The sequence below is a fragment of the Streptomyces sp. NPDC002476 genome (genome assembly GCF_042889785.1).
Classification (GTDB): Bacteria; Actinomycetota; Actinomycetes; order Streptomycetales; family Streptomycetaceae; genus Streptomyces.
Genome location: NZ_JBIARH010000008.1, coordinates 214,451 through 238,115 on the forward strand (window position 1 = coordinate 214,451; position 23,665 = coordinate 238,115).

General features: G+C 70.0%; 20 protein-coding genes and 5 pseudogenes. 15 read left to right on the forward strand and 10 right to left on the reverse strand.

The features are described 5' to 3' along the window. Positions 1-14: 14 nt before the first annotated feature. Entirely contained in the window at positions 15-299 is a 285-nt protein-coding gene (locus ACFYXM_RS12885; RefSeq protein ID WP_389289042.1) for a hypothetical protein, read from the reverse strand. A gap of 49 nt (positions 300-348) precedes the next feature. Here ACFYXM_RS12885 and ACFYXM_RS12890 point away from each other — a divergent pair, with 49 nt between their 5' ends. Further along, positions 349-1,074, forward strand: a complete 726-nt coding sequence (locus ACFYXM_RS12890; protein WP_389289043.1) for a dienelactone hydrolase family protein — start codon at positions 349-351, stop codon at positions 1,072-1,074. A 588-nt stretch (positions 1,075-1,662) separates the two neighbouring features. On the opposite strand, the gene ACFYXM_RS12895 is transcribed toward ACFYXM_RS12890, so the two are convergent. Further along, positions 1,663-3,093: an RICIN domain-containing protein gene (locus tag ACFYXM_RS12895; RefSeq protein ID WP_389289044.1), complete on the reverse strand. Its 1,431-nt coding sequence runs from the start codon at positions 3,091-3,093 to the stop codon at positions 1,663-1,665. Positions 3,094-3,645: 552 nt separating this feature from the next. Next, positions 3,646-3,789 carry a hypothetical protein gene (locus ACFYXM_RS12900; RefSeq protein WP_389289045.1) on the reverse strand — a complete coding sequence of 48 codons (144 nt, stop codon included), beginning with the start codon at positions 3,787-3,789 and terminating at the stop codon, positions 3,646-3,648. On the opposite strand from ACFYXM_RS12900, the pseudogene ACFYXM_RS12905 reads away from it, so the two are divergent. Further along, a pseudogene (locus ACFYXM_RS12905) lies at positions 3,789-4,232 on the forward strand (transposase); the annotation flags it as partial. The gene ACFYXM_RS12900 and the pseudogene ACFYXM_RS12905 sit on opposite strands and share 1 nt — an antisense overlap. A 389-nt stretch (positions 4,233-4,621) precedes the next feature. Here ACFYXM_RS12905 and ACFYXM_RS12910 read toward each other — a convergent pair. Continuing rightward, entirely contained in the window at positions 4,622-4,990 is a 369-nt protein-coding gene (locus ACFYXM_RS12910; protein ID WP_389289046.1) for a hypothetical protein, read from the reverse strand. A 436-nt stretch (positions 4,991-5,426) separates the two neighbouring features. On the opposite strand from ACFYXM_RS12910, the pseudogene ACFYXM_RS12915 reads away from it, so the two are divergent. Beyond that, positions 5,427-5,756, forward strand: a pseudogene (locus ACFYXM_RS12915) (transposase); the annotation flags it as partial. A 196-nt stretch (positions 5,757-5,952) separates the two neighbouring features. Here the strand turns inward: ACFYXM_RS12915 and ACFYXM_RS12920 are convergent. The 3 genes from ACFYXM_RS12920 to ACFYXM_RS12930 form a co-directional block, all read right to left on the reverse strand. Further along, the gene (locus ACFYXM_RS12920; RefSeq protein WP_389289047.1) at positions 5,953-6,294 is read right to left on the reverse strand and encodes a hypothetical protein; all 342 of its coding nucleotides are present in this window, start codon (positions 6,292-6,294) and stop codon (positions 5,953-5,955) included. A 95-nt stretch (positions 6,295-6,389) separates the two neighbouring features. Further along, a complete protein-coding gene (locus tag ACFYXM_RS12925; RefSeq protein ID WP_389289048.1) occupies positions 6,390-8,822 on the reverse strand; it encodes an LCP family protein in 2,433 nt (810 codons plus the stop codon). A gap of 473 nt (positions 8,823-9,295) precedes the next feature. Further along, complete coding sequence (locus tag ACFYXM_RS12930; RefSeq protein ID WP_389289049.1) at positions 9,296-9,469, reverse strand: hypothetical protein; 174 nt, start codon at positions 9,467-9,469, stop codon at positions 9,296-9,298. Positions 9,470-9,509: 40 nt separating this feature from the next. Here ACFYXM_RS12930 and ACFYXM_RS12935 point away from each other — a divergent pair, with 40 nt between their 5' ends. The 3 genes from ACFYXM_RS12935 to ACFYXM_RS12945 are packed head-to-tail and all read left to right on the forward strand — an operon-like array spanning position 9,510 to position 12,277. Next, positions 9,510-10,163: a hypothetical protein gene (locus ACFYXM_RS12935; RefSeq protein WP_389289050.1), complete on the forward strand. Its 654-nt coding sequence runs from the start codon at positions 9,510-9,512 to the stop codon at positions 10,161-10,163. Further along, on the forward strand, positions 10,160-10,984 hold the full coding sequence (istB, locus tag ACFYXM_RS12940; protein WP_389289051.1) for an IS21-like element helper ATPase IstB: 825 nt from the start codon (positions 10,160-10,162) through the stop codon (positions 10,982-10,984). The genes ACFYXM_RS12935 and istB overlap by 4 nt, the downstream gene beginning before the upstream one ends. A 51-nt stretch (positions 10,985-11,035) precedes the next feature. Further along, positions 11,036-12,277 (forward strand): PP2C family protein-serine/threonine phosphatase, encoded by a 1,242-nt coding sequence (locus ACFYXM_RS12945; RefSeq protein ID WP_389289108.1) that lies wholly within the window; start codon positions 11,036-11,038, stop codon positions 12,275-12,277. Between the two features lie 350 nt (positions 12,278-12,627). Here ACFYXM_RS12945 and ACFYXM_RS12950 read toward each other — a convergent pair. Beyond that, positions 12,628-12,966: pseudogene (locus tag ACFYXM_RS12950) on the reverse strand (transposase); the annotation flags it as partial. Positions 12,967-13,197: 231 nt separating this feature from the next. On the opposite strand from ACFYXM_RS12950, the gene ACFYXM_RS12955 reads away from it, so the two are divergent. Together ACFYXM_RS12955 and ACFYXM_RS12960 are read left to right on the forward strand one after the other, a co-directional pair. After that, complete coding sequence (locus tag ACFYXM_RS12955; RefSeq protein WP_389289052.1) at positions 13,198-13,767, forward strand: GNAT family N-acetyltransferase; 570 nt, start codon at positions 13,198-13,200, stop codon at positions 13,765-13,767. Between the two features lie 76 nt (positions 13,768-13,843). Beyond that, positions 13,844-14,514: pseudogene (locus ACFYXM_RS12960) on the forward strand (transposase); the annotation flags it as partial. Between the two features lie 58 nt (positions 14,515-14,572). Here the strand turns inward: ACFYXM_RS12960 and ACFYXM_RS12965 are convergent. After that, a pseudogene (locus ACFYXM_RS12965) lies at positions 14,573-14,683 on the reverse strand (hypothetical protein); the annotation flags it as partial. A 331-nt stretch (positions 14,684-15,014) separates the two neighbouring features. After that, positions 15,015-16,574 (reverse strand): aldehyde dehydrogenase (NADP(+)), encoded by a 1,560-nt coding sequence (locus ACFYXM_RS12970; RefSeq protein ID WP_389289053.1) that lies wholly within the window; start codon positions 16,572-16,574, stop codon positions 15,015-15,017. Positions 16,575-16,718: 144 nt separating this feature from the next. Here ACFYXM_RS12970 and ACFYXM_RS12975 point away from each other — a divergent pair, with 144 nt between their 5' ends. From ACFYXM_RS12975 to ACFYXM_RS13005, 7 genes are all read left to right on the forward strand, one after another. After that, a complete protein-coding gene (locus ACFYXM_RS12975) occupies positions 16,719-17,879 on the forward strand; it encodes an NAD(P)/FAD-dependent oxidoreductase (protein WP_389289054.1) in 1,161 nt (386 codons plus the stop codon). Further along, positions 17,876-18,130, forward strand: a complete 255-nt coding sequence (locus tag ACFYXM_RS12980) for a (2Fe-2S)-binding protein (protein ID WP_351525409.1) — start codon at positions 17,876-17,878, stop codon at positions 18,128-18,130. Before ACFYXM_RS12975 ends, ACFYXM_RS12980 begins: the two co-directional genes overlap by 4 nt. Further along, entirely contained in the window at positions 18,123-19,559 is a 1,437-nt protein-coding gene (locus ACFYXM_RS12985; RefSeq protein WP_389289055.1) for an FAD-dependent oxidoreductase, read from the forward strand. Before ACFYXM_RS12980 ends, ACFYXM_RS12985 begins: the two co-directional genes overlap by 8 nt. Before the next feature lie 9 nt (positions 19,560-19,568). Then, on the forward strand, positions 19,569-20,465 hold the full coding sequence (locus tag ACFYXM_RS12990) for a dihydrodipicolinate synthase family protein (protein ID WP_389289056.1): 897 nt from the start codon (positions 19,569-19,571) through the stop codon (positions 20,463-20,465). 1 nt (position 20,466) lies between these two features. Continuing rightward, a complete protein-coding gene (locus ACFYXM_RS12995; protein ID WP_389289057.1) occupies positions 20,467-21,468 on the forward strand; it encodes a proline racemase family protein in 1,002 nt (333 codons plus the stop codon). 186 nt (positions 21,469-21,654) lie between these two features. Further along, positions 21,655-22,710 carry a proline racemase family protein gene (locus ACFYXM_RS13000; RefSeq protein WP_389289058.1) on the forward strand — a complete coding sequence of 352 codons (1,056 nt, stop codon included), beginning with the start codon at positions 21,655-21,657 and terminating at the stop codon, positions 22,708-22,710. Then, a complete protein-coding gene (locus ACFYXM_RS13005; protein WP_389289059.1) occupies positions 22,707-23,648 on the forward strand; it encodes an ornithine cyclodeaminase family protein in 942 nt (313 codons plus the stop codon). The genes ACFYXM_RS13000 and ACFYXM_RS13005 overlap by 4 nt, the downstream gene beginning before the upstream one ends. Positions 23,649-23,665 lie beyond the last annotated feature (17 nt).

Consider the following 23,665-nt stretch of genomic DNA (forward strand, 5'->3'; position numbering starts at 1 on the left):
CCCGACGGCCCGGCTCACTCCTCGGCGCCGTCTTTGTCGTCCAAGCCGACCGCCTCCGGGTTGCGCAAGGCGCGCAGGCCGCCGCCGGCCGGGGTGGAAGGGCGGAAGGTGTAGCAGCCCAGCACGTTGAGGTTCGCGTGCTCGAGCGGGGAGAGCCGGGCCACGTCCTCGTCCAGGACATCGTGCTCGCGCGCTTCGGCGGGCAGTGCCCGCAACCGTTCGACGGAGGCGTCCATCGTTTGACGACAGGCGGACGACGCGTCCGGGTGATGTAGTCGGGACAGGCTGCTGTCTGCCATCGGCGAACACCACCCCGAGCGGGCCCAACGGTCATTACCGTCCCGTCGCATGACGACGGTCACAACCCGTACGGTCGAATACCCGGCCGACAACCTGACAATGATCGGATACCTCGCGCTCCCGGCCGGTGCCGAGCGCCGGCCCGCAGTCCTGATCGGACCCGAGGGGACGGGGCTCAGCGATGTCGAGCGCCGCCGGGCCGAGGCTCTCGCCGAGCTGGGGTACGTGGCGCTGGCCTTCGACCTCCACGGCGGACGCTATTTGGAAGACCCAGAGGAAATGTTGGCCCGTTGCATGCCACTGCTCGCCGACCCCGACCGCATGCGAGGAATCGGTCACGCCGCGCTCAACGTGTTGCGTGCCGAACCACGGGCCGACCCTGACCGGACCGCCGCCGTCGGCTACGGCACCGGGGGCGCAGTCGCACTGGAACTCGGTCGCGATGGCGTCGACCTGCGCGTGATTGGGACAGTGAACGCACTGACCACGGGTCGACCGGGCGAGGCGGCGCGCATTCGCTGCCCGGTATGGGCCGGGGTCGGGTCGGAAGACCCGATCATGCCGCCCGCGCAACGGGAGGCGTTCACCGCAGAGATGGAGGCTGCGGGCGTCGACTGGCGCCTCGTGGTTTACGGGGGAGCCCTTCACGCCTTCCACCATCCACCGGTCGACCACACCGTGCGTCCCGGCGTCGGCTACCACCCACGGCACGCACAGCGAGCCTGGCGTGACGTCGTCGCTCTGCTCGCCGAGTGCCTGCCCGTCACGGATTGATCCGATCGGCTCCTGATACTCACTCCTGCCCGCTTCGTCGTCTTCGTCCAGTTCTGGGGCGTCCGGGTCGCGCAGCGGGCGCAGGGCGCCGCCAGCTGGGAGGCTGGCGGTGAAGCTGTAGCGGCCGAGCAGGTTCAGGTTGCAGTGGTCCGACCCGTACGCGCAGGGGATGACCGGGTGCGCTCGTCGGCCGTACCGGTGAACAGCGGTCCGGCCCGTACACGCAGGGGATGACCGGCCATCGGCTACGTCGAGGACTTCGAGCTCCCCATCCCGGACTCCGACTTCACCGACCGCATCCGCACCCTCACCGCCGACACCACACCCGCCCCCACCCACCCCGTCCGCAACCACCTTCAACGCCGCCCCAGAAGAACGGGCCCCTGCATCTCCGGGGCGCGCCGACACGTCATGAGGAGTTCTTGGGCCTGGGGGTGACCATTCCCCTGGCCAGCGTTCGCGGTGGGTTCCGGCGTAGACGGTGATGGCCGAAGGGTGTTCACCCTTCTTGTTCTTGCCCGAGGCGATGACGAGCTGAGGGACCGCAGCGGTGGCTGCCGTCCCCTCGTGCCTGTGTCGTCAGTTGTGCTACCAGTCCTGGTCCGGGATGGGTTCCAGGCGGAACAGCTGATTGTCCCCTGTGCCGGGGGACCACTGGACGACGGCGGTGCCGTTGTTGGTGGAGGCGCCAGCGACATCGAGGGCCTTGCCGCTGTGCCTGGCGATGATGCGGTAGTAGCCGTCGGACACGGTGTCCAGGCGGAAGACTTCGTTGGCGTCGGCGCCGCGGCCCCACTGGATGAGCGCCGCGCCGTCGTCGCGGGAGGCGGCCTGGACGGCGAGGATCTTCCCGCTGTGCTTGACCACCAGACGGTAGTAGCCGTCCCCGGCGGATTCGAGAGTGAACTTCTCGTTGGCGTCGGCACCCCGGTCCCACTGGATGAGCGCCGCGCCGTTGTCCCGGGAGGCGGCCTGGACGGCGAGGACTTTCCCGCTGTGCTTGGCCACCAGGCGGGCATGCGGAGGAATGCCGCCTGCTTGGCCGTCAGCGTCGGGGTACTGGGCGTGGTGGAAGGCATCACCGTCGAAGCGGAGCTGGGTGCCCGCCACGGTGCCATCTGCCCGCACGGTGCGCAGGCCGTAGGAGGCCACCCACAGGGCGCCGGCGGTGTTCTTGGGGGTGACCAGGCGGCGGGTGACGGTACGGGAGCGGAACTCCGAGACCGAGGTTGAGGATTCGTAGCCGAGTTCGGCGCTGACGGTGGCACTTACCGAGGCGCCGACGCCGAAGACCTTGACGCCCGCTTCCGCTGTGACGGCGATGCCGGTGTTGGCGCGGAAGGTTTCGCTACTGGTCTTCTCCACCCCCACCGTCACCGCGTCCTCGACGGTCTGGTCGCTTGAGGTGCGGTTGTCGTTGAACAGCAGCAGTGACCACCACACCCTGCGCTCGATGGTGTAGTAGGGGGAGTTCTCGACGCGCCAGGCCAGTGACTTGGCATCGTCGCGGACTGCGGTGAGCGGGACGCGCACGCTGTGGTCGGTGACCGCGGGCGTCTGCTGCGCGGGGCGGGTGCGGCCGGTCAGCCGCGGCGGCTCAGGTGCGGGCCCGGGCTGCCCGGACGGCAGCGGCAGGCACAGCGCGTACAGCTCGGGCGGATCAGCCGGCAGGCGGTAGCCACCGGCCGCAGCGAACGCCTGCGGGGCGATCACAGCCAGGGTGGAGCCCGGTGCGTCGTCGACGGATCCCTCCGGGGCCAGGATCTGCCAGGCCGCGAAGTCGTACTTGCCGCCGCCGCCCGAGTCGTTCCAGATCACTTCACCGACCCGGGCCCGCACCGTCAGCTCGTCCTTCACACACATCACGGCGTCCAACGGCGGCTTGCTGTAGCCGTTGACGAAGACATTGCCCAGCGCCCGGTAGCCGGACGGCGGCACCGGCCGCCAGCACGTGCCGTCGGTCTGCCCCCCGGTTCCTGTGTCATCCCAGACCCAGGTGTAGTCCACCGGATGGGCCAACAACTCGCCTCCGCTGCCAGGTACCTGGCGGACACACGGCACCACGAGCTGCCCGTTGGGATCAGTGATACCCGCCAGCCCCACACTCGCCAGCGCGTGAAACCCCGCCGGTGGCTGGGTGGTAGAAGGACGCGCTCATGCCGGTGCGCTTGCCCTTGCTGTCGAACCCCAGCCTGAACGCTGTCGTGAACCCGATCTCCAAGTCGCCTAGTCGCAGGAACGCCACCACAGGCCACACCCCTTTTCCTCACAAAACGCAGACAGCACGCTGCGCACGCGAGTCACTACCCAGGGTGCCTGACGTGGAACCCGCCCCCTTGGGCTGCGGCCGGTCTCGCTCGGCGGATTCCTTTCCCTACGGAACAGGGACGTGCGGGTGCCGCATGGCACGGACCACGCCTCCCAGCAGCACCGCACCGGCAGCATCCGCCCGAGCACAGAGACCACGGGAGCGGTAGGAATGGCCGGAATCGGCCACGCCGCCAGCACGAAGGGCACGGCGTCCCCCGGCGAGCCGAGCTGCCGACGCCCTGGCCAGCCCAACAGGGGCGATCAGGCCCGGAGCGCGGCCGTCGCGCGGGCCATCGACAGCAGGTCGAAGCCGCGCAGCGCGAGTACCGCGTCCAGGCGGGCAGTGGCCTGTTCGAACTCGCCGAGGGAGGCCTGGGCGACGGCCGCCTGCAGGTGGACGAGCAATGCTCAACGCCCTTTCGAAGTCCGCACAGTCAGGCGCGACGAAGGCGATGCAGGAGATCTGCAACGCCGAGGACCGCGCCCACGCCGAGCAGGCGATCGACGCGTTCACGAAGACCTACGGCGCCAAGTTCCCCAAAGCCGTCGCGAAGATCACCGACGACCGCGAGGAACTGCTGGCGTTCTACGACTTCCCGGCCGAGCACTGGATCCACCTGCGGACCACGAACCCCATCGAGTCAACCTTCTCCACGGTCAAGCTCCGCACCAAAGTCACCCGCGGCGCGGGCAGCCCGGCCGCCGCGCTCGCCATGGTGTTCAAGCTCGTCGAGTCCGCCCAGGCCCGCTGGCGCGCGATCAGCGGCGCCCACCTCGTGGCCCTGGTCCGCGCCGGCGCCCGGTTCGAGAACGGCGTCCTGGTCGAGCGCGACGAACTGGCGGCATGAACACGCGTCCGAGTGCGGTGCCGCGGGTACGGCGTGCCGAGGAGAGTGAAGGGGGGTGGGATCGGGCGTCTACTCCGATCCCCGAGGCGTACCAGAGGGACCGTCCAGCCACCCCCCTTTGCCCCAGGCCGCCCATGGCAGACACTGCGGGCCGGAACCCGAGCGGGCGCCGCCCACCCTAACCCGCCCCGGCACGAAGATCGTCGGGGATATCACTTACATCGTGAGGACCTGGACGCAGTCGCCGCCGAGTTCAACGGCCGCCCACGCAAAACGCTCGGCTGGGAAACCCCAGCCGAGCGTCTCTCTACACTGCTTGCAGCCGCCTGAAACTGATCACGTGTTGCGACGACCGCTGGAATCCGCCGCTTCCTCGCGCCAAGGGGGCGTCACGCGTAGGTCGTGTACTCCTTGTCGATGAACTTGCCCTTGGTGTTCATCACGCGCAGCCAGAGGGTGATCTTCTCGTTCTCCCGTGTGTCGGTGCCCGCCAGGGTGCAGCGCTTGCTCTTGCCGGCACCCTCCGCCTTACAGGTCAGCGCCCCGCCGGGCCACGCCTTGTTGAAGACGATGACCTCGGCCCAGGCGTCATCCTTCTTGGTGTCCGTCACCGTCAGGATGTTGCCGCTGTCGATGTAGGCGAACGATCCACCCGTCACGCTTCCGGTCTTGTCCGCGGCCATCGCGGCGGACTGGGCTCCCAGTACGAGCCCGCCTGCGGCTGCCAGCACGGTCGCTCCCCGGACGATTCTGTTCATCACTGCTCCCCGTCGATCAATCAGCGTGGTCACTTTCGCTCTCACCCTAGTGCCGCTCCCGGCAACGTTTGCCCCGTCGCGCCGCCCAGCACGCACGCTCGCGGCGTTGGCCAAAAGCCCACGTAGCCCCGCTACGAGGGCTTCCGGCCGCCTTGCGATCGCCCGGACCGGACGACGCTCCTTACGGGGCAAACCTTGCCGGTCACGGCACTAGTGATCAACCCGGGGGGTCCTTCCTCCGCCCCCGGCCGGGCCGTACATGACGGCCCCTCATGCCCAAGAGGCCCCACGTGCCCAGCAGGGTGCGCGACAGGGAAACGGGCCCTGGGTGCCCCGTGAGGCGGGAGAGGTGCCACCAGGGCACTGTCAAGTTGAGTGAGTGGTCTCCGGGCTGGGATGGTGGCCGGGTTTGTTCATCGTTCGGGAGGAGCTGGTGGTGGAGGGCGCCGGGGACGGGCCGTCGTGCAAGGGGTTCCGGTTGCCGGCGGGGGTCATCTCCCACGCGGTGTGGTTGTACTACCGCTTCCCGGTCTCCTTCCGCGAAGTTGAGGAGCTGCTTCTGGCCCGTGGGATCACCGTCTCCCATGAGGCGATCCGCCGGTGGTGCGACCGGTTCGGCCCCCGGTACGCGGCCGCCCTGCGCCGCCGCCGGCCCCGGGCCGGCGGCGGGTGGCACCTGGACGAGGTGTTCCTGAAGATCAACGGGGCGCGGCACCACCTGTGGCGGGCCGTGGACCAGGACGGCGCTGTCCTCGACATTCTGCTGCTGACAATATCCGCCGCCTCCACACCGCCGTCCTCACGGCCTTGGCACGACGGCAGCCCCACGAGGTACAGCCAGCCCGTCTCGGTCTGTCGCCGCCTCCAGAACCGCGCGACGACCTCCTGTTCCGGGTGCCCGAGCACCGGATCGGCGGGCAGCGCAACCCGCGCCGGCTTGGCCGCGTCATCGGAGGAAGTGGTCACGACCCCACAGTAAGCACCGCCGCTGCCAGCCGGTCGGGCATCAGCGCATGGTCCACATGCTGATGCTCGTACCGCTCGCCCGCCAGCTCGGCGCGCAGCACGGCGACATCGTCCTGGTCGTGCTCCTGGTGGTGCTCGCCAATCCTGGCCGGGAGGCGACGGGGGCGCCGGGGCCGGAACCTGACGGCGAGAAGGTCCTTGACCGGAATCAGCCACCCGTGGTGTGGGTCCCTGACCGCGGAGGGCAGGGCGCTGGCCTCGCGGCGGCGGATGGCCGTGCGGCTGACACCGTACGCGGCGGAAGCCTCCCGCTGGTTCAGCATTGGACGCGAGCTCATGAGCCCGTCCCCCGCCGACACCTCTGCTCATGGTCCAACCCCGTCGCCTGACTGGCGGAGGGGACCGCCCGGCCCACTGCTTCTGGAGGCCGCGGCTATTGCACGCAGACGGCCTCGTTCGCCTGGATCTGCTGGCCGGCCGGGGTCTGGTCCGGGGCCGTAAGCGGGGTGCCCGCCTCCGTGAAGTCGGGGCCCAGGGTCAGCACCATCGGCTCCGTGGCGCCCGCGTCCGTCTTCGTCGGCTTGAGGGCCGCGGCTGGCAGGCCCATCAGGTCGGCCAGCCGGCGTGCCTGGTCCGCCTGGTTGGGTGCGTAGACGAGCTGGGTCTCCTCCACATTGTCTGCCGCATTCCCCATGTTGGCGGACTTCCGCACGCCTTCTTCGTTCTGCAGCCATACCAAGGCGCTCTGCGAGGAACCGACGGGGGCGCCGCCGTTGTAGACGTCGACCCGTACGTCCGCCGGGTCGGCCATTTCGCCCTTCAGCCTGGCGTTCTCCTCGGCCTTCTCCTTCTTCTTCACCTCGGTGAAGGAGACGTCCTCGCGCAGCATCGAGAAGACGTGCGGCGCCTTGGACTCGTCGAGGGTGACGGACGTCTTGCCATCCGGGTCATCCAGCACCGGGACTGTGGTGAAGGTGATGTTCTTGGGGTCGACCGAAGCCAGCTCCATACCCAGCTCGCGCAGCTGGTTGATGTCGCCGATGTGGTTATCGACGGTGAGCGCCTTTGCGGCCGCCTCCGCCAGCGACCGCATCTTGGTGCGGCTGGTCAGGGTGTCGTTGGACTTCAGCTTGCGCATCAGCGAGCCCATGAACAACTGCTGGATTTCGATGAGGCTCAGGTCGTCGCCGGATCCGACGGAGTGCCGGGTACGCAGAAAGGCCAGGGCCTGCTCACCCTGGATGGTGTGCTCGCCCTTGGACAGCTTGAGGTGGGAGTCCTTGTCGTTGATGTCCTTGGCGAGGCAGATGTCCACGCCACCGACAGCGGTCGTCAGCGTCTTGACGGCGTTGGAGTCGGCCACCATGAAGTGGTCGATCCTGATGCCGGTGAGCTCCGTGACGGTCCGCATGGTGCAGCTGGGGGTGCGCTCGTACTGTCCGAGGCTGGTGCCGAAACGCCCGCCGGGAGTCCCCGGGATGTTCTTCTTCCCGTTCTCCAGGGTCGTCGGGCAGTCGGGGATGTTCGTTATCAGGTTGCGCGGGATGCTCAGTGCAGTCGCATTCGTGCGGTCCTTGGAGACGTGGAAGAGGATGTTGGTGTCGGCGTTCCCATAGCCCTCGTTGCCCTTGCCGACGCGCTTGTCGGTGCCGATCACCAGGACGTTGATGGTCCGGTCCTTACTGAAGCCGCCGGTGCCGGCCCCGTCGGTGGAGACAGCCGTGATACTGCCGTCGAAGTTCTCGTAGACGAGATAGCCAACGGTGCTGCCACCCACGAGCAGGAAGGCGAGTATCCCACCGGTCCACACCAGGACCTTCTTCTTCCCGGACTTCGTGGGGTTCGCTTTGCGGCGTCCCGCAGCAGGTTCTGACGCTCGGGCGTGCTGGGTGGTGACGGGTCTGCGGATGCTCCGGGGGCGACCTTCCTCCGCAGTCTCGGACGTCATACGGGCCTGTTCGAGTACCTCGGAGAGCACCGTTCCGTGCTGTTCGCGGTCTGTCCTGATGAGGTCGATCCGCTCGTCCATCCGGCGGTCGATTTCCGCCCCCGACATATCCAGCTCGGGTGGACGCTCCGGCAGGAGATTTGGCTCGGTCTCACCTCTGGTCTGATCCGGATCGGCTGCGGCCTGTGTGTCTCTGGCCGGCCCCCGGACCAGGGAGAGGTCACCGACCGCACCGACGGAGCGCCGTTGCGGACGAGGGAGTCCGAGCCCGGCCAACTCTTTGTCGACGTAGCGGTGCACCTCGTCCAGGGTGAGTGGGCCTGGAACTGTCAGCGCCTGCAGCATGGCCCCGGTGAACGCTGTATGGGCGGCGCCGGGCGGGGCATGGGAGGGGGCGGTGGCCGTGGTGGACGTCAGGGTGTAGGTGCCGGTCAGGTTCAGCTGTCCCAGGGCCAGACCGCTTGGTCCGGCCATAGCCGAGACCGCCTGTCCGGAAAAGCAGCAATCCAGCACGAGCACTCGGGCCTTGGCGCGGGCCCGGCCGACCGTCCGCTTCACCAGGTCGAGGTGGATGGCGGAGAAACCTACGTGCTCGGGGTCGGTTCCAGTAAGGGCGAAGTGCAGCACCCCATCATCGAGCAGGCCGTGCCCGCAGTAGTAGACCAGCAGCAGGTCCTCGGCCTCATCGACCGCTCGGGACAGCGCCGCTCCGACGGTGTTCGGGTCCTTGGGGTCATCCACCACCACGCAATACTCAGGCGCGAACACACCATGAACCGGGTGAGTGAGGGTCCGCCGCAATGCGTCCAGGTTCGCCCGCACGGCAGGGATATCAGGCAACTCGGGATCCTGGAACGTACCTGCCCCGATGAGCACCGCCCGGCTGGCCGCGCCATCCGGGAAACGTGGGCCACTCACCTGGGCTGCTCACTGGATGCCGGGAACCGTTCCGCAACCTCCCTTTTTCGGCAAAGCGGCCCGGGGAGGAAGCCGAGGTCGACTTCGCGGACGTGTGGGTGGACCTGGCCGGGCAGCGGCGCAAGTGCGTGCTGTTCACGCTGCGGATGTCGTACTCGGGCAAGGCCGTCCACCGCGTCTACGCCACCGCCTCGCAGGAGGCCTTCCTGGAAGGGCACGTCGAGGCGTTCACCGTGCTGAGCGGGGTGCCCACGGTCCACATCCGGTATGACAACCTCAAGCCCGCGGTGAAGCAGGTGCTGTTCGGCCGTTCCCGCACCGAGTCGGGCCGCTGGACCGCTTTTCGATCTTGGTATGGTTTCTCGCCCTTCTACTGCACCCCGGGAGAGGCGGGCGCCCATGAGAAGGGCGGGGTGGAGCACGAGGGCGGCCGGTTCCGGCGGCGGCATCTGGTCGCGCCGCCAGAGGTGGAGTCACTGGCGGAGTTGAACGAGCGCCTGGCGGCGGTCGATGCCGAGGAGGACGCCCGCCACATCCACGGTCGGCCCACCTCGGTCGGCTTCGACTTCGAGCAGGAGCGGCCGCTGCTGGGGCCGCTGCCGGCGGATGAGTACGACACCGGGATCGACCTGACTCCGGTAGTCCACCGCAACGGCCGGATCACCGTCCGCCCAGAGCTACTACTCGGTGCCGGCGAGGTTCATCGGCGCCAAGGTGCGGGTGAAGCTCAAGGCAAACGAAGTGTGGATCTTCGACGGGCGGAAGGTCGTCGCCCGCCATCCGCGGCTGACGCGTCGTTACACCTCGCACGACATCCTCGACCACTACCTGGAGATCCTGCTGGTCAAGCCCGGCGCGTTCGCTGGGGCCGCCGCGCTGGCGCAGGCCCGCGCGGAAGGGGTCTTCACCAAGACACACGAGGCGTTCTGGGCCGCGGCGAAGACCAAGTGCGGCAACCGCGAGGGCACCCAGATGCTGATCGAGGTGTTGCTGCTGCACCGGACTCTGCCCGCCGAGGCGGTCATCGCCGGGATGGCCACGGTGCTGAAGGTCGGCGCGATCAGCACCGATCTGGTGGCCATCGAGGCCCGCAAGGCCCTGGAGAACGCCGAGACGGAGCCGGACGAGGAGCCTGCCGACGATTTGCTCGACGAGGACGACGGCAGCAGCGGTGAGGCCCCTGGGGAAGACGGCGCGAAGGTGATTTCCCTGCACACCAAGCGGCTGCCACCCGATCTGCGGCCCGGGTTGCCGGACATGAGCAAGTACGACCGGCTGCTCAAGCCGGTCACCACCAAGAGGAGCACGGCGACGACGCCGCAGAAGGGCACCAGCGCATGACCCCCACCAGCACCGTCGAGCAGCACGCGGCCGAGGTCCCAGCCACCAGGATGCCGCTGCCCGGCGATCCGGAGGACGCCGCGATTGACGAACTCTGCCGGGACCTGCGGCTGCCGGCTCTGCGCGAGCGGTTCATCGAGGTGGCCACCAGCGCCCGCCGTGAGCAGCTGACCTACAAGCAGTTCCTGCTGGATCTGCTCCAGCTCGAACGCAACGACCGGGAACTTCGCCGCCAGCAGCGGTTGATCCGGGCCGCGCGTTTCCCCCGGCCGAAGCGGCTTGAGGACTTCCGGTTCGAGAAGAATCCCCACGTCTCGCCCGAAATTATCGGCGAGCTGAAGAATCCCGCCTGGGTTCAGGATGGCCGTCCCCTGGTCCTGATCGGTGACAGCGGCACCGGCAAGAGCCATCTGCTGATCGGGATCGGCACCGCGATCGCCGAGGCCGGCCTGTCGGTCCGCTACACCACCACTGCCGCGCTGGTGAACGAGCTCGCTGAGGCCGCCACCGCCAAGCGTCTGTCCTCCGTGATCGCCCGCTACAGCAAGGTCGACCTTCTGTGTCTGGACGAGTTCGGCTATCTCGACCTGGACAAGAAGGGTGCCAAGCTGCTGTTCCAGATCTTCACCGAGCGGGAGGAACGCAAGGCGACCGCGGTCGCCACGAACTCCCCGTTCAACGAGTGGGAGGCGATCTTCAACGAGCCCCGGCTCTGCGCGGCCATCGCTGACCGGATCACCTTCCGCTGCACCCTCATCCAGACCGGCACCGAGTCCTACCGGCTCCAGGCCACAGAAGCCGAACACCACACCGCCCGGTGAATCGCCCCTCTGCCGAGCGAAATGAGGCCAGCGGGATGGAAGGGCATGGCTATGACGGAAGGTGAGCGGCATCCGGACAAGGGTGTGGTGGACCGGTCGGAAGGCTTCGGTGAGCGGCTGCTGGGGGTGCTGCTGGACCGCGCGCACGAAATGCCGCCGCAGCTGATCGCCCCGCTGATCGCGGAGGAGGTGAGCAGGGTCGGTGGCCGGGACGTCTCGATCCTCTTGCAGGACTACGGGCAGCTGCATCTGGTGCCGCTGCCCGGCAGGCGGCTGGTCGTCGGCGAGCCCGAGCCGATCGGTGACTCCCACGCCGGCACGGCCTTCCTGCGTGCGACCCGCGTCGAGGTGCCGCAGGCCGGCGGCGTCCGGATGTTCCTGCCGTTGCTGGACGGAAGCGACCAGGTGGGAGTGCTCGCCCTCACCCTGGACGCTGTCGATGACGACGACCGACGGCTGCTGCGCAGGCTGGCCGGTCTGGTCGCAGACATCTTGGTCACCAAGCACCACTACACGGACCAGTTCTTCCTGGCCCGGCGCCGCGAACCGATGAGCGTGGCCGCGGAGATCCAGTGGTCCCTGCTGCCGCCGCTGGCGATGTCCGTCCCGCAGGCCGCGGTCGCTGGCATCCTCGAACCCGCCTACAACGTCGCCGGCGACAGCTTCGACTACGCCCTCAACGACGACATCCTGCACCTGGCCATTGTCGACGCGATGGGCCACGGCCTGGACGCCGCCACGATGGCGACCGTCGCCATCGGCGCCTACCGGCACGCCCGACGCGCCAGCATCGGCCTGGCCGAGATCTACGCGTTCATGGACCGGGCCGTCGCCGAGCAGTTCGGTCCCGACCACTTCGTCACCGCGCAGATGATGCGCCTGAACATCACAACGGGCCAGCTGCAGTGGGTCAACGCAGGCCATCCGGCGCCGCTGCTGATCCGCGATCATGAGGTCGTCCAGCAACTGCACAGCCCGACCACTTTGCCGGTCGGCTTCGGCGGCGATGAGCCTCGGGTCAGCGAGCAGACACTCCAACGCGGCGACCGGGTGCTGTGCTACACCGACGGCCTCATCGAAGAGCGCGGAGCCGGTGGTGAGCAGTTCGGCGAGGAACAACTCATTGACTGGGTCAGCCGCATCGAGCACACCGAGGAAGGCGTGCGCGCGGTGGTGCGCTCCTTGTCCCACGCCCTGAAGCAGGAACGGGGCGGGATCACCAGCGACGACGCGACGCTCTTCCTGATCGAGTGGCGCGGGGGCGCCGCCGACCACCTCGCCACCATGGAGTGAACCGATACCCACACCACCACTGACGGAGCCGACGAGGCACAGGCCCCGCAGCCCGCTCGACCGCGGCCACACGAAGCCGGGCCCTCACGAGCCGTGCCTGTCAGGGACGCGGCCCGAGGGGACCCGGGAACATCAGCCTATCCGGCTCCACTCCCCGCTGCTGTCGCGAACACTCCCGAGCCATCACGGCCACAGCCACAAGTCACCCGATCGGGGTGGCTCTCAATCCCGTTGCCGATCATGGACTTGTGTCGCCTCCATTCCCACCACGGACGGAGTAAAAGTGGCTCTCGATCCCACTGCCCAAGTGGTTCTCATCCACCCTGTCGAAAACAGAGGACATCTGGGTCCAGGTGCATTCCGGCTGCGTCGTGGTGGGCGCGCGCGGTGGTGGAGTCGATGCTGACCAGCGACAGGCCGACCTCGCCCCGCTTCGCGGCCTCCGCGATCACGCCCTCCAGCAGGGCCTCGAACACGCCGGCGTCACGCCACTGCCGGAAGCGGTTGGAGACGGTCGACCAGGCGCCGAACTCCTGCGGCATCTCCCGCCACTGGCCGCCGGTCCTGAACCGCCAGATCACGCCCTCGAACTGCTGCCGCAGGCGTTCGGGGTACGGGCCGTACTCGCCGATCGGCAGGTACGGCTCGATGAACTCCCACTCTTCGTCCTTCAGTTGCACGCCCGTCACACAAGACGATCTACCGGATCAGGCCTCGGCATGAGGGACAAATCCAAAGATTGATCACGACTCGATACGCGCTGGGAGCGTGGGTCAGTAAACAACTCCTGGAATGCCGCGCCTCGTGGTGGAGCGGGGCTGTCCTGTCGGGCGCTGCTGTTGAAAAGGCGTGGCTGCCCGTCAGCCGTGATGCGACAATCTGTCCGCATCTTGATCCAAATCCGCGTCCCGGAGGTCCGCATGGACATCGCCTCGTTGCTGCCGATGACCACGCCCCGGTTGTCGCTGCGTCTGTTCACTCCCGGCGACGCCGACGACCTGTACGCCTACCAGAGCCTGCCGAGCGTGGCGCGCTACTTGTACCGGCCGGCGCACACGCGGGAGCGCAGCGAGCAGGTTGCGGCCGAGCGCGCGGCGCACTCGGTTTGGTGCGCCGACGGGGACAAGCTGGCGCTTGCTGTGTGCCGACGCGATGAGCCCGGCGTCCTTGGCGAGGTGACGCTCACCCTGGCCGATGCCCGCGCCGCCCAGGCCGAGATCGGCTGGACTCTCGACCCACGTCACCAGGGGCACGGCTATGCGACCGAGGCGGCCGTGGCGCTGGCCGGGTTTGCCTTCGACAAGCTGGGCGTGCACCGGCTCTACGCACGGCTGGATGTGGAGAACACCGGGTCTGTGCGGGTCTGTGAGCGCCTCGGGATGCGTCGGGAGGCGCACCTGGTCGAGAACGACCTCGACGGGGATCGCTGGGGCAGCGAGTACATCTACGCGGCGCTGGCCGCGGACATGGGCGGTCAATCAGGCAGTTGAGCCCGGCGCCGCCTCCTGTTCGTGATCTTCCGGATGGAAGGATCCTGGTATGTCTGGTGGGGATGGCCTGTTCGAGGTGGATACGGCGGCGGTGGTGGAGCCGCAGACCGCGCCGACGGTGCCGGTGAAGAAGACGTTCCGGGTGTTCGTCCCCGATCAGATGTTGCTGCCGCCGTCGCTGGATGAGTAGTTGCCGCAGGACCATCTGGCGCGGTTCGTCGCCGAGTTGGTCGACGAGATCCTGGACCTGGCCCCGATCCCGGCGGCCTGCACCGAGAAGCGCGGGTTCCCACCGTATGACCCGCGTCTGATGGTCCGGCTGCTGATCTACGGCTACACAACCGGGATGCGCTCGTTGCGGGCGATCGAGCGCAGGTGCGTGGACGATGTGGCGTTCCGCCACCTGCCGCCGGGGCCGGCCCGGATTACCGGTCGATATCCAGGTTCCGGGCCCGGCACCTGGACGCCCTGGCCGGGATCTTCACCCAGTCGCTGCACCTGGCGCAGAGGCTGGGCAAGGTGAAGATGGACAGGGTGGCGTTGGACGGCACGAAGCTTGAGGCCAATGCCTCAAAGCACAAGGCGATGAGCTACGCCCGATTGGTCGACAAGGAGCAGCACGTCGAGGCGGAGATTGCAGAACTCGAAGCCGCTGCGGCCGCGCTGCTGGCCGACGCGGCTGCCGTCGACGCCGCCGAGGACGAGAAGTTCGGCCGCGGTGGCAAGGACCCCGATCTGCCCGCGAAGACGGGCGAGCAGCGTCCTGAAGTTCCACCCTGATCGTCGAGAGCGGGTCACGCAGCCGCCGCTGCACCGTCCGTGTCTCCGCCAGCACCGCATCGACCACCTCGAACGGCACGACGGCCGTCAGTTCGCCGAGGTGACCGGGGGCGAACCTCCCCGCGGCCACGGTCATCGTACGAGTGATAGCCGTCAGCGGCGACGGCAGGACAGAATGCAACAGCAACGGAGCTCCTCGGGAACAAGCTGTCTTGGTCGACTGCCTGTACCAACGAGCTCCGTTGCGCTTTGTCCTCGCCCCCTCAACGCGCTTGCGTGACCTGCGAACACGCTAACTTCCCTGCCTTGGGGGAAGCCCCCGACCTGTACGAACATGACCGAGGCCGAGGCGGTCCGGACGCCTGAGCCGCAGCCGACGAAGGCGGTGGACGACCGGCTGATCGATGAGTTGTCGGGACGGGCCCAGGCCGGGGCCTGCAGTTGACGGGCGCGGGCGGTCTGCTGGCTTACCGGGGCAGGTGGGCGCCGTTCATGAGGCGGGGGATCCGCAGGGGGTTGTCGTCGCGGAGTTCGGGGGGCAGGAAGGGGTCGGGAAAGGACTGGTAGCAGACCGGGCGCAGCCAGCGCTCGATGGCGAGGGTGCCGACGCTCGTCGTTCCGGGTGAACTCGTCGCGGGCCACGGCCCCCCGTGCACCATCGCGTGGCAGACCTCGACCCCGGTGGGCCAGCCGCCCCACAGGATGCGGCCTGCTCGCTCCTCCAGCACGGGCAGCAGTCGCAGGGCCGTGGCCAGGTCGGCGTCGGTTCCCTGCAGGGTGGCTGTCAGCTGCCCCTCCAGATTCTCCAGCAGGGAGAGGAGTTCTTCCGTCCCGGACCAGCGCACGATGAGCCCCGCGGCGCCGAAGACCTCGCCGGTGAGATCCTCGTGCGCGGTGTACGTGGCCGCGTCGCATTCGAGGACCACGGGGGCGGGCGCGTACGGGCCGTCCCCGGCTGTGCCCCGGGCCACCTCCCGCACCCCTTCGACGGCCGCCCACCGCTGCACCCCCTCTGTGTACGCCCGGGTGATTCCCGGGGTGAGCATGACCTGGCCCTCCGTACTCGCCACGGCCTGAGTCACGGCGGCGAGGAAGGCGTCGCCCGTCGGCCCGGCCGGCAGCAGCAGGAGGCCGGGGTTCGTGCAGAACTGCCCCGCGCCGTTGGTCAGCGACGCCACGTATCCCTCGGCCGCCGGTCCCGGCTCGGCGAGGGCCCCGTCGAGCACGATCACGGGGTTGACTGCGGACATCTCGGCGTGGACCGGGACGGGCGTCGGGCGGGACTGCGCGGCGGCGACCAGCGCCAGCCCGCCGGCCCGGGAGCCGGTGAAGCCCACGGCCGCGATCCGTGGATCGCCGACCAGGGCGAGACCGACCTCGTTGCCCCGGCCCACCAGCAGCGAGAACACACCGGCCGGCACACCTGTGCGCGCGGCGGCCGTCGTGACGGCGCGGGCCACCGCCTCGCTGGTGCCCGGGTGGGACGGGTGTGCCTTGGCCACCACGGGGCAGCCGGCGGCCAGCGCGGACGCGGTGTCTCCGCCCGCGACCGAGAACGCCAGCGGGAAGTTGCTCGCGCCGAACACCGCCACCGGACCGACGGGAATCCGGCGCAGCCGTACATCCGTCCGGGAGGCCCCGGAGTCGATCCTGGCACCGAGCGCGGTTCCACCTCTGACCAGATCGGCGAACAGGCGCAGTTGCCCGCAGGTCCGCCCCCGTTCACCGGCCAGCCGGACCGAAGAGAGCCCGGTCTCGTGGGCCGCAAGTTCCAGAAGTGCGTCGCCGAGCGCTTCGATCTCCTCCGCGCAGGCGTCGAGGAAGTCCGCCCGGCGCTCCGTCGGCAGGGCGCGGAAGGCGCGGGCGTCAGCCTCGGCGAGCCGGGCTGCCTCGGCGATCTGCTCCGCCGACGCGTCCCGGAGCGGAGGGCCGATCGGCTCGCCGGTCGCGGCGGCGATCGCGTGCCAGGCGGCCCCCGTACCGGGGGCGTCACGGCCGGCCAGGATCGAGTGTCCGGTCAGGTTCACAACGATTCATCTCCCTGTGCGCACGGTGTGCAGCGCGCCGTCGTCGGGCGCCGGGCGAAGATCACCCGGTCGGCGGCGTTGTCTTCGGATCATTCCGATGTATAGCCTAGCTGTGGCATGTGACATTGCACAGAGGGGGTGGCTATGAAAGTCGTTGTCGTGGGCGCGGGCATCGTGGGCGCTGCGTGCGCGTTCCACGCCGCCGCGGCGGGCCTCGGCGTCACGGTTCTCGACCGGGGGCCCGTCGGCGCCGGCACGACCAGTCGGGGGGAGGGCAACATACTCCTCTCCGACAAGGAACCGGGACCCGAAATGGAACTGGCCCGGCTCAGCCGCGATCTGTGGGACGAGGCCGGCGAGGAACTCGGCCCGGACACCGTCGAACTGGAAGCCAAGGGCGGCCTGGTCGTCGCGAGCACACCCGACGCCCTCACCGCCCTGCACGCGTTCGCCGCGAGTCAGGCGGCAGTTGGCGTTCGCACCGAACCCGTCGAACGCGTCCGCGATCTCGAACCGCATATCGCGCCCGGGCTTCCCGGCGGCGTCCACTACCCGCAGGACGCCCAGGTACAGCCCGTCCTCGCGGCAGCCGGACTGCTGCGCGCCGCAGTCCGGCGCGGCGCACGGGTGCACACCGGCGAAGCCATCGCCGCAATCACCGGATCCGACGGCCGGATCGCCGGAGTCCGCACCGCTGACGGCACCGTGCTGACCGCCGACGCAGTGGTGAACGCTGCGGGGACCTGGGGCGGCGAAGTCGGCCGCCGACTCGGCGCCCCCGTCGAGATCCTGCCGCGCCGGGGCTTCGTCCTCGTCACCGAGCCGCTGCCGCCCATGATCCGGCACAAGGTCTACTCCGCCGACTACGTCGCCAACGTCGCCTCCTGCGACGCGGGGCTGGAGACCTCGTGCGTCGTCGAGGGCACCCGGGCCGGAACCATTCTGATCGGCGCCAGCCGCGAGCGCGTCGGCTTCGACACCGCCATGAACCCGGCCGTGGTCGCCGCCCTCGCCGCCCAGGCGTGCCGTCTGTTCCCGTTCCTGCGCGCCGCCCATCTGATCCGCGCCTACCGGGGCTTCCGGCCGTACTGCCCGGACCACCTGCCGGTCATCGGTCCGGACCCCCGAGTGCCCGGCGTCGTCCACGCGTGCGGCCACGAGGGCGCCGGTATCGGTCTCGCTCCGGGAACCGGCGCTCTGGTCACCGCTCACCTGCTCGGCCGCCCCTGGCGGGGCGCCGATCCGGCCGCCCACACCGGTCTCCTGCCCGACCGATTCCTCACCACCGGAGGTATGCCGAAGTGAGCGAGTTCACCGTGGACGGCGAACCGCTGCCGTTCGTACCAGGACAGACCCTGGCCGCCGCACTCGTCGCCTCGGGCCGGGTCGCCTGGAGGGCCACCCGGCTCGGACAGCGGCCCCGCGGGGTCTTCTGCGGGATCGGCGTCTGTTTCGACTGTCTGGTGACCATCGACGGAACGGGCGGGCAACGCGCCTGCCTCGTGCAGGCCCGCACGGGCATGGCCGTCACGACCGGGGAGGGCGACGATGAGTGAATCCGGTGACCTCGTGGTGGTGGGCGCCGGCCCGGCCGGCATGGCGGCTGCCGCCACCGCCCTGGACGGCGGATTGCGTGTCCTTCTCGTCGACTCGGGCGCCGCCCTGGGCGGCCAGTTCTGGCGCCACCCCCCACAACACGCGCGCCACGCCATCCCGACCACGGACCTGCACCACGGACTTCCCACGTACCGGGCGCTGTGCGCGACACTGTCCGCCCACGCGCGCACCGGTCGGCTCACGCTGCTGTTGAACCACCACGTGTGGACCACGGCCCGTGAGGGCGACGGGTTCGCCGTCCACGCCATGGACCGGAGCCGGGCGCCCGAGGAGACCGCCGTAGTGCTGCGCGCACCAGCACTGCTGGTGGCGACCGGCGCCTACGACCGCCAACTTCCCTTCCCCGGCTGGGACCTGCCCGGCGTGCTCACCGCCGGGGGTCTCCAGTCGCTGCTCAAGGGCGGGGGAGTCGCCGCCGGCCGCCGGGTGGTGCTCGGCGGTACGGGACCCTTCCTGCTGCCGGTCGCCGCGGCCCTCGCCGCACGCGGGGCCGAGGTCGCCGCCGTGTGCGAGGCGGCTGCGCCCTCGGCCTGGCTGCGACACCCCGTACCGCTGTTGCGCAACCCCGCCAAGTGGGTTGAGGCCGCGCGGTACGCGGGCACGCTCGCCCGGCACCGCGTCCCGGTCCGTACCCGCACCGCGATCGTCGGCGCCGAAGGAGACGGGAGGGTCGCCATGGTGCGCGTCGCCTCCCTGGATGCCGGGGGCAGCCCGCTCCCGGGTACGGAGCGCCGGATCGAGGCCGACACCGTGGGCGTCGGCTGGGGCTTCGCGCCCCAGCTCGACCTCCTCATCCCCCTCGGCTGCGACCTCGCCGACGCGGGCGACGGCACCATGGCCGCCGCCGTCGACGACGGACAGCGCACAGGCGTGCCCGGGCTCTACGCGGCGGGCGAGACCTGCGGCGTGGGCGGGGCCGTGCTCGCGGTGAACGAGGGCGCGATCGCCGCCGTGTCGGTGCTCACCGACCTCCGGTCGCCCGGCCTGCCGAACGTCCGGCGCCTGGCCGCGAAACGTGCCGCGGTGGCCAGGCACCGTGCCTTCGCCCGTGCGATGGCACAGGCGCACCCCCTGCCAACGGCCTGGTCCTCGTGGCTGACCGACGACACGCTGGTCTGCCGGTGCGAAGAGGTCACCGCAGGGGCGGTCCGGGCCGCCTGCGCCGACGGATCGGCATCCGACCACCGGCAAGTCAAACAGTTGACCAGGGCCGGCATGGGGTGGTGCCAGGGCCGGATGTGCGGGCCCGCCGTGCACTGTCTCGTGGCCCGCGACCAGCCGTACGCGCCCGCGGAACGGCTGATCGCAACCCCCGCCACCCTCGGTGGGCTCGCCGGTCTCGACGAGTCCACCACCGATCACACCTGAGGAGCTCAAATGACCCAGAACCGCAAGCCCTGGCACGGCGTCATCGTCGCGACCAGCCTCCCGTTCGACCACGACCTCGCCGTCGACCACGGCGCCTACGGGGACAACGTCGCCTGGCTCGCCGAACAGGGCCTGCACGGCGTTGCCCCGAACGGCTCGCTGGGCGAGTACCAGACCCTGACCTACGAGGAACGCGACCGCGTCGTAGAGACCGCCGTCGCGAACGCCCCCGAGGGCTTCACCGTCATGCCGGGCGTCGGAGCCTACGGCGCGGTCGAGGCGAAGCGGCACGCGCAGTTCGCCAAGGACGCCGGCTGCCAGGCCGTCATGTGCCTGCCGCCCAACGCCTACAGAGCTGACGACCGCGCCGTTCTCGAGCACTACCGGATGGTGGCCTCGGCCGGACTTCCCGTCACCGCCTACAACAATCCCATCGACACCAAGGTCGACCTGCGCCCGGAGCTGCTGGCCAAGCTGCACGCCGAGGGTTTCATCGTGGGCGTGAAGGAGTTCTCCGGCGACGTCCGGCGGTGCTATGCCATCAGTGAACTCGCCCCCGGGCTCGACCTCCTGATCGGCACCGACGACACCCTCCTGGAGGTCGGTCTCGCCGGCGCCAAGGGCTGGGTCGCGGGCTACCCCCAGATCTTCCCGCGCGCCTGCCTCGCCCTCTACAACGCCTCGTTGGCAGGCGATCTCGACACCGCGCTCCCCCTCTACCGCCAGCTTCACTCCGTGCTGCGCTGGGACAGCAACACCAAGTTCGTACAGGCCATCAAGCTCGGCCAGGACATGATCGGCCGGACCGGCGGCTCCTGCCGTCCGCCCCGGCAGGCGCTGGACCCGGAGAGCGAAGCCCTCGTACGTGCCGCCACCCAGGCCCTCATCGACGCCGGGGTGAACTGACATGCGTTCGGTCGCCTGTTACCACGCCGTCGACTCGCACACCGAGGGGATGCCGACCCGGGTTGTCACGGGCGGGGTCGGCGTCCTGCCGGGCGCGACGATGGCCGAGCGGCGACAGCTGTTCATCGAGCAACGCGACCGGCTGCGCACCCTGCTCATGTGCGAGCCGCGCGGGCACGCGGCCATGTCCGGAGCGATACTCCAGCCCCCGACCCGGCCCGACGCCGACTTCGGCGTCCTGTACATCGAGGTCTCCGGCTGCCTGCCCATGTGCGGGCACGGCACGATCGGCGTGGCAACGGTTCTCGTGGAGACGGGCATGGTCGAGGTGGTCGAGCCGGAGACCCTCATCCGCCTGGACACGCCTGCCGGGCTGGTCACGGCACGGGTCGTTGTGCGGGACGGCCGCGCCGAGTCGGTCACCCTGGAGAACGTCGCGTCCTACAGTCACGGGCTGGACCAGGTCGTCGAGGTCGAGGGCTTCGGCCCGGTCCGCTACGACATCGCCTACGGCGGCAACTTCTACGCCATCGTGCGCACCGAGGACCTCGGCATCCCCTTCGATCGGGAGGAGAAGCATCGGCTGCTGGACGCGGGCCTGGCCGTCATGGAGGCGATCAACGAGCAGAACCCGGTGGCGCATCCGGAGGATCCCTCCATAGACGTTTGTCACCACGTCTATCTGGAGGCGCCCGGCTCGACCGCCGAGCATTCGCGGCACGCCATGGCGATCCACCCCGGGTGGTTCGACCGCTCGCCCTGCGGGACGGGAACCAGCGCCAGGATGGCCCAACTGCACGCGCGGGGGCTACTACCGACCGGGCGGGACTTCGTCAACGAGTCCCTCATCGGCTCCCGCTTCACCGGCCGGATCCTGGCAGAGACCACGGTCGGCGGCCGGCCCGCCGTACTGCCTTCCGTCACCGGCCGCGCCTGGATCACCGGGACCGCGCAGTACCTGCTCGATCCCACGGACCCCTACCCGGCGGGGTTCACTGTGTGAACCGTTCGAGCGGTCGCGCGATGGACCGGACGCCCGTGCGGCGTCCGGTCCATCGCGCCCACCTGTCCGGACGCCGCCTGGCGGACCGGCCCACGGCATGTCGAGACATCAGGGAGCGTGATGCGTGTGACACGGGAAAAGCCGAAGGCGGCTGACACTTCGGAAGGGCACAGGAAGGAGACGGCGGTGGCGCGCGGGCCGCTGGGCACCGTGCCGATCGAAACGGTGGACTGGCACACCGGGGGCGAACCGTTCCGGATCGTGCCGCAGGCCCCGCCGGCTGTGACCGGGGCCGGGCTCACCGTCGCCGAGCGGCGCACGGCCGCCATGGCCAGCGACGAGGTCCAGTGGACGCGGGCCCTGCTGTGCAGCGAACCGCGCGGCCACGCCGACATGTACGGGGCCTTCCTGGTACCGCCGGACGACGCCGGCGCCCACCTCGGCGCCCTCTTCTGGCACAAGGACGGCTTCTCCACAGCCTGCGGCCACGGCACGATCGCCCTCGGCGCCTGGGCGGTCGCCTCGGGCCTGGTCCCGGCGTCCGCCGACGGAACGACGGACGTCGTGATCGACGTACCCTCCGGCCGTGTCACGGCGAGCGTGCGCACCGTCGGCGGCCGGGTCGCGGACGTGACATTCATCAACGTCCCCGGCTACGTCCACGCGCGCGGCGTCGAGGTGGCAACCTCGCGCGGAACCGTCGCCGTCGACATCGCCTTCGGCGGCGCCATGTACGCCGTGCTTCCGGTGGAGCGGTTCGGGCTGCGGGTCCGGCCGGAAGACATCCCCCAGCTCATCGCGGCGGGCCGCGAGATCCGCGACGCGCTCAACGCCACCGGCACCGCCGAACACCCGCAGGATCCCCGGCTGTCCGGCGTCTACGGGACGGTGTTCACCGAAGAGGCCGCCGCACCGGCCCGATTGCCCGACGGCACCCGGCGGTTGCACCACCGCAACGTCACGGTGTTCGCGGACGGTGAGGTCGACCGCTCCCCGTGCGGCTCGGGCACCGCCGCACGGGTCGCGCTGCTCGCCGACGCCGGACAACTGCACCCCGGTGACGAACTGCGGCACGAGTCAGTGGTGGGATCCGTCTTCCACGCCCGGATCGCCCACCTGACCACTGCCCACGGCCTCCCCGCGGTCGTCCCGGCCGTGACGGGCACGGCGTACGCCACCGGGACCTGCCGCTTCACCGTCGATCCCGACGACACCCTCCTGCCGGGCTTCGTGCTGCGATGACGACAATGCTCGACGAGGAGGACGTGTTCGCGCTCGGCCCGGTCGGCGCTGTCGCCGCAGTCCGGGAAGCGCTGGCCAGGGGGCTCGACCCGGACGGCGACGTGCCGCGCGCGATCATTCCGCTGGCCCACGGTCAGGGACTGCTCATGCCCTCGGAATCCGGTGGCTGGTTCGGTGTGAAGATCGCCACCGTCGCGCCCGGCAACGCCGCGCGCAGGCTGCGGCGGATCAACGCCACCTATCTGCTGCACGACAGCGCGACCCTGACCCCGGTGGCGCTCCTGGACGGGGTGGCGCTGACGACCCTGCGGACCCCCGCGGTCTCGGTCGCGGCCTGCCTGGACCGGCTGCGCGGGCTCGCGGACGCCTGCGGAGGACTGCGTCTGGTGGTCTTCGGTGCGGGCCCCCAGGGGGAGGGGCACGTCGCCACCGTCCGGGCCCACGTTCCGGTGGCCGACGTCACGGCCGTCACCCGGCGCGGGGGCCCCGTCCCCGGATGGGCGGACCGGCATACGTCGGCGGACGGCGCGGAAACGGCGGCTCTGGTACGTCGCGCGGATGTCGTCGTCACTGCGACATCCGCCCGTGAACCGGTGGTCGACGGGCGTCTGGTGCGCGACGGCGCGGTGGTGCTGGCGGTCGGCTCGCATGAACCGACCGCGCGGGAAATCGACAGCGCGCTGATGGGTCGCGCTACGGTCCTCGTGGAGAGCCGGGAGACCGCCCTCCGCGAGGCGGGCGACGTCGTGATGGCGATGCGCGAGGGCTCGCTTGCCCCGGGCTCCCTGGTGACCATGGCGGACCTGATCGGCTCGCGGGCCGTCGTCCCGGCCGACCGCCCGCTGGTCGTGAAGACATGCGGGATGGCCTGGCAGGACCTGGTGGTCGCCATCGCGGCCTACCGGCGGAAGGGGGGAACTCCGGGGGAGCGGATCTGACCTCTCCGGCCCGTCGG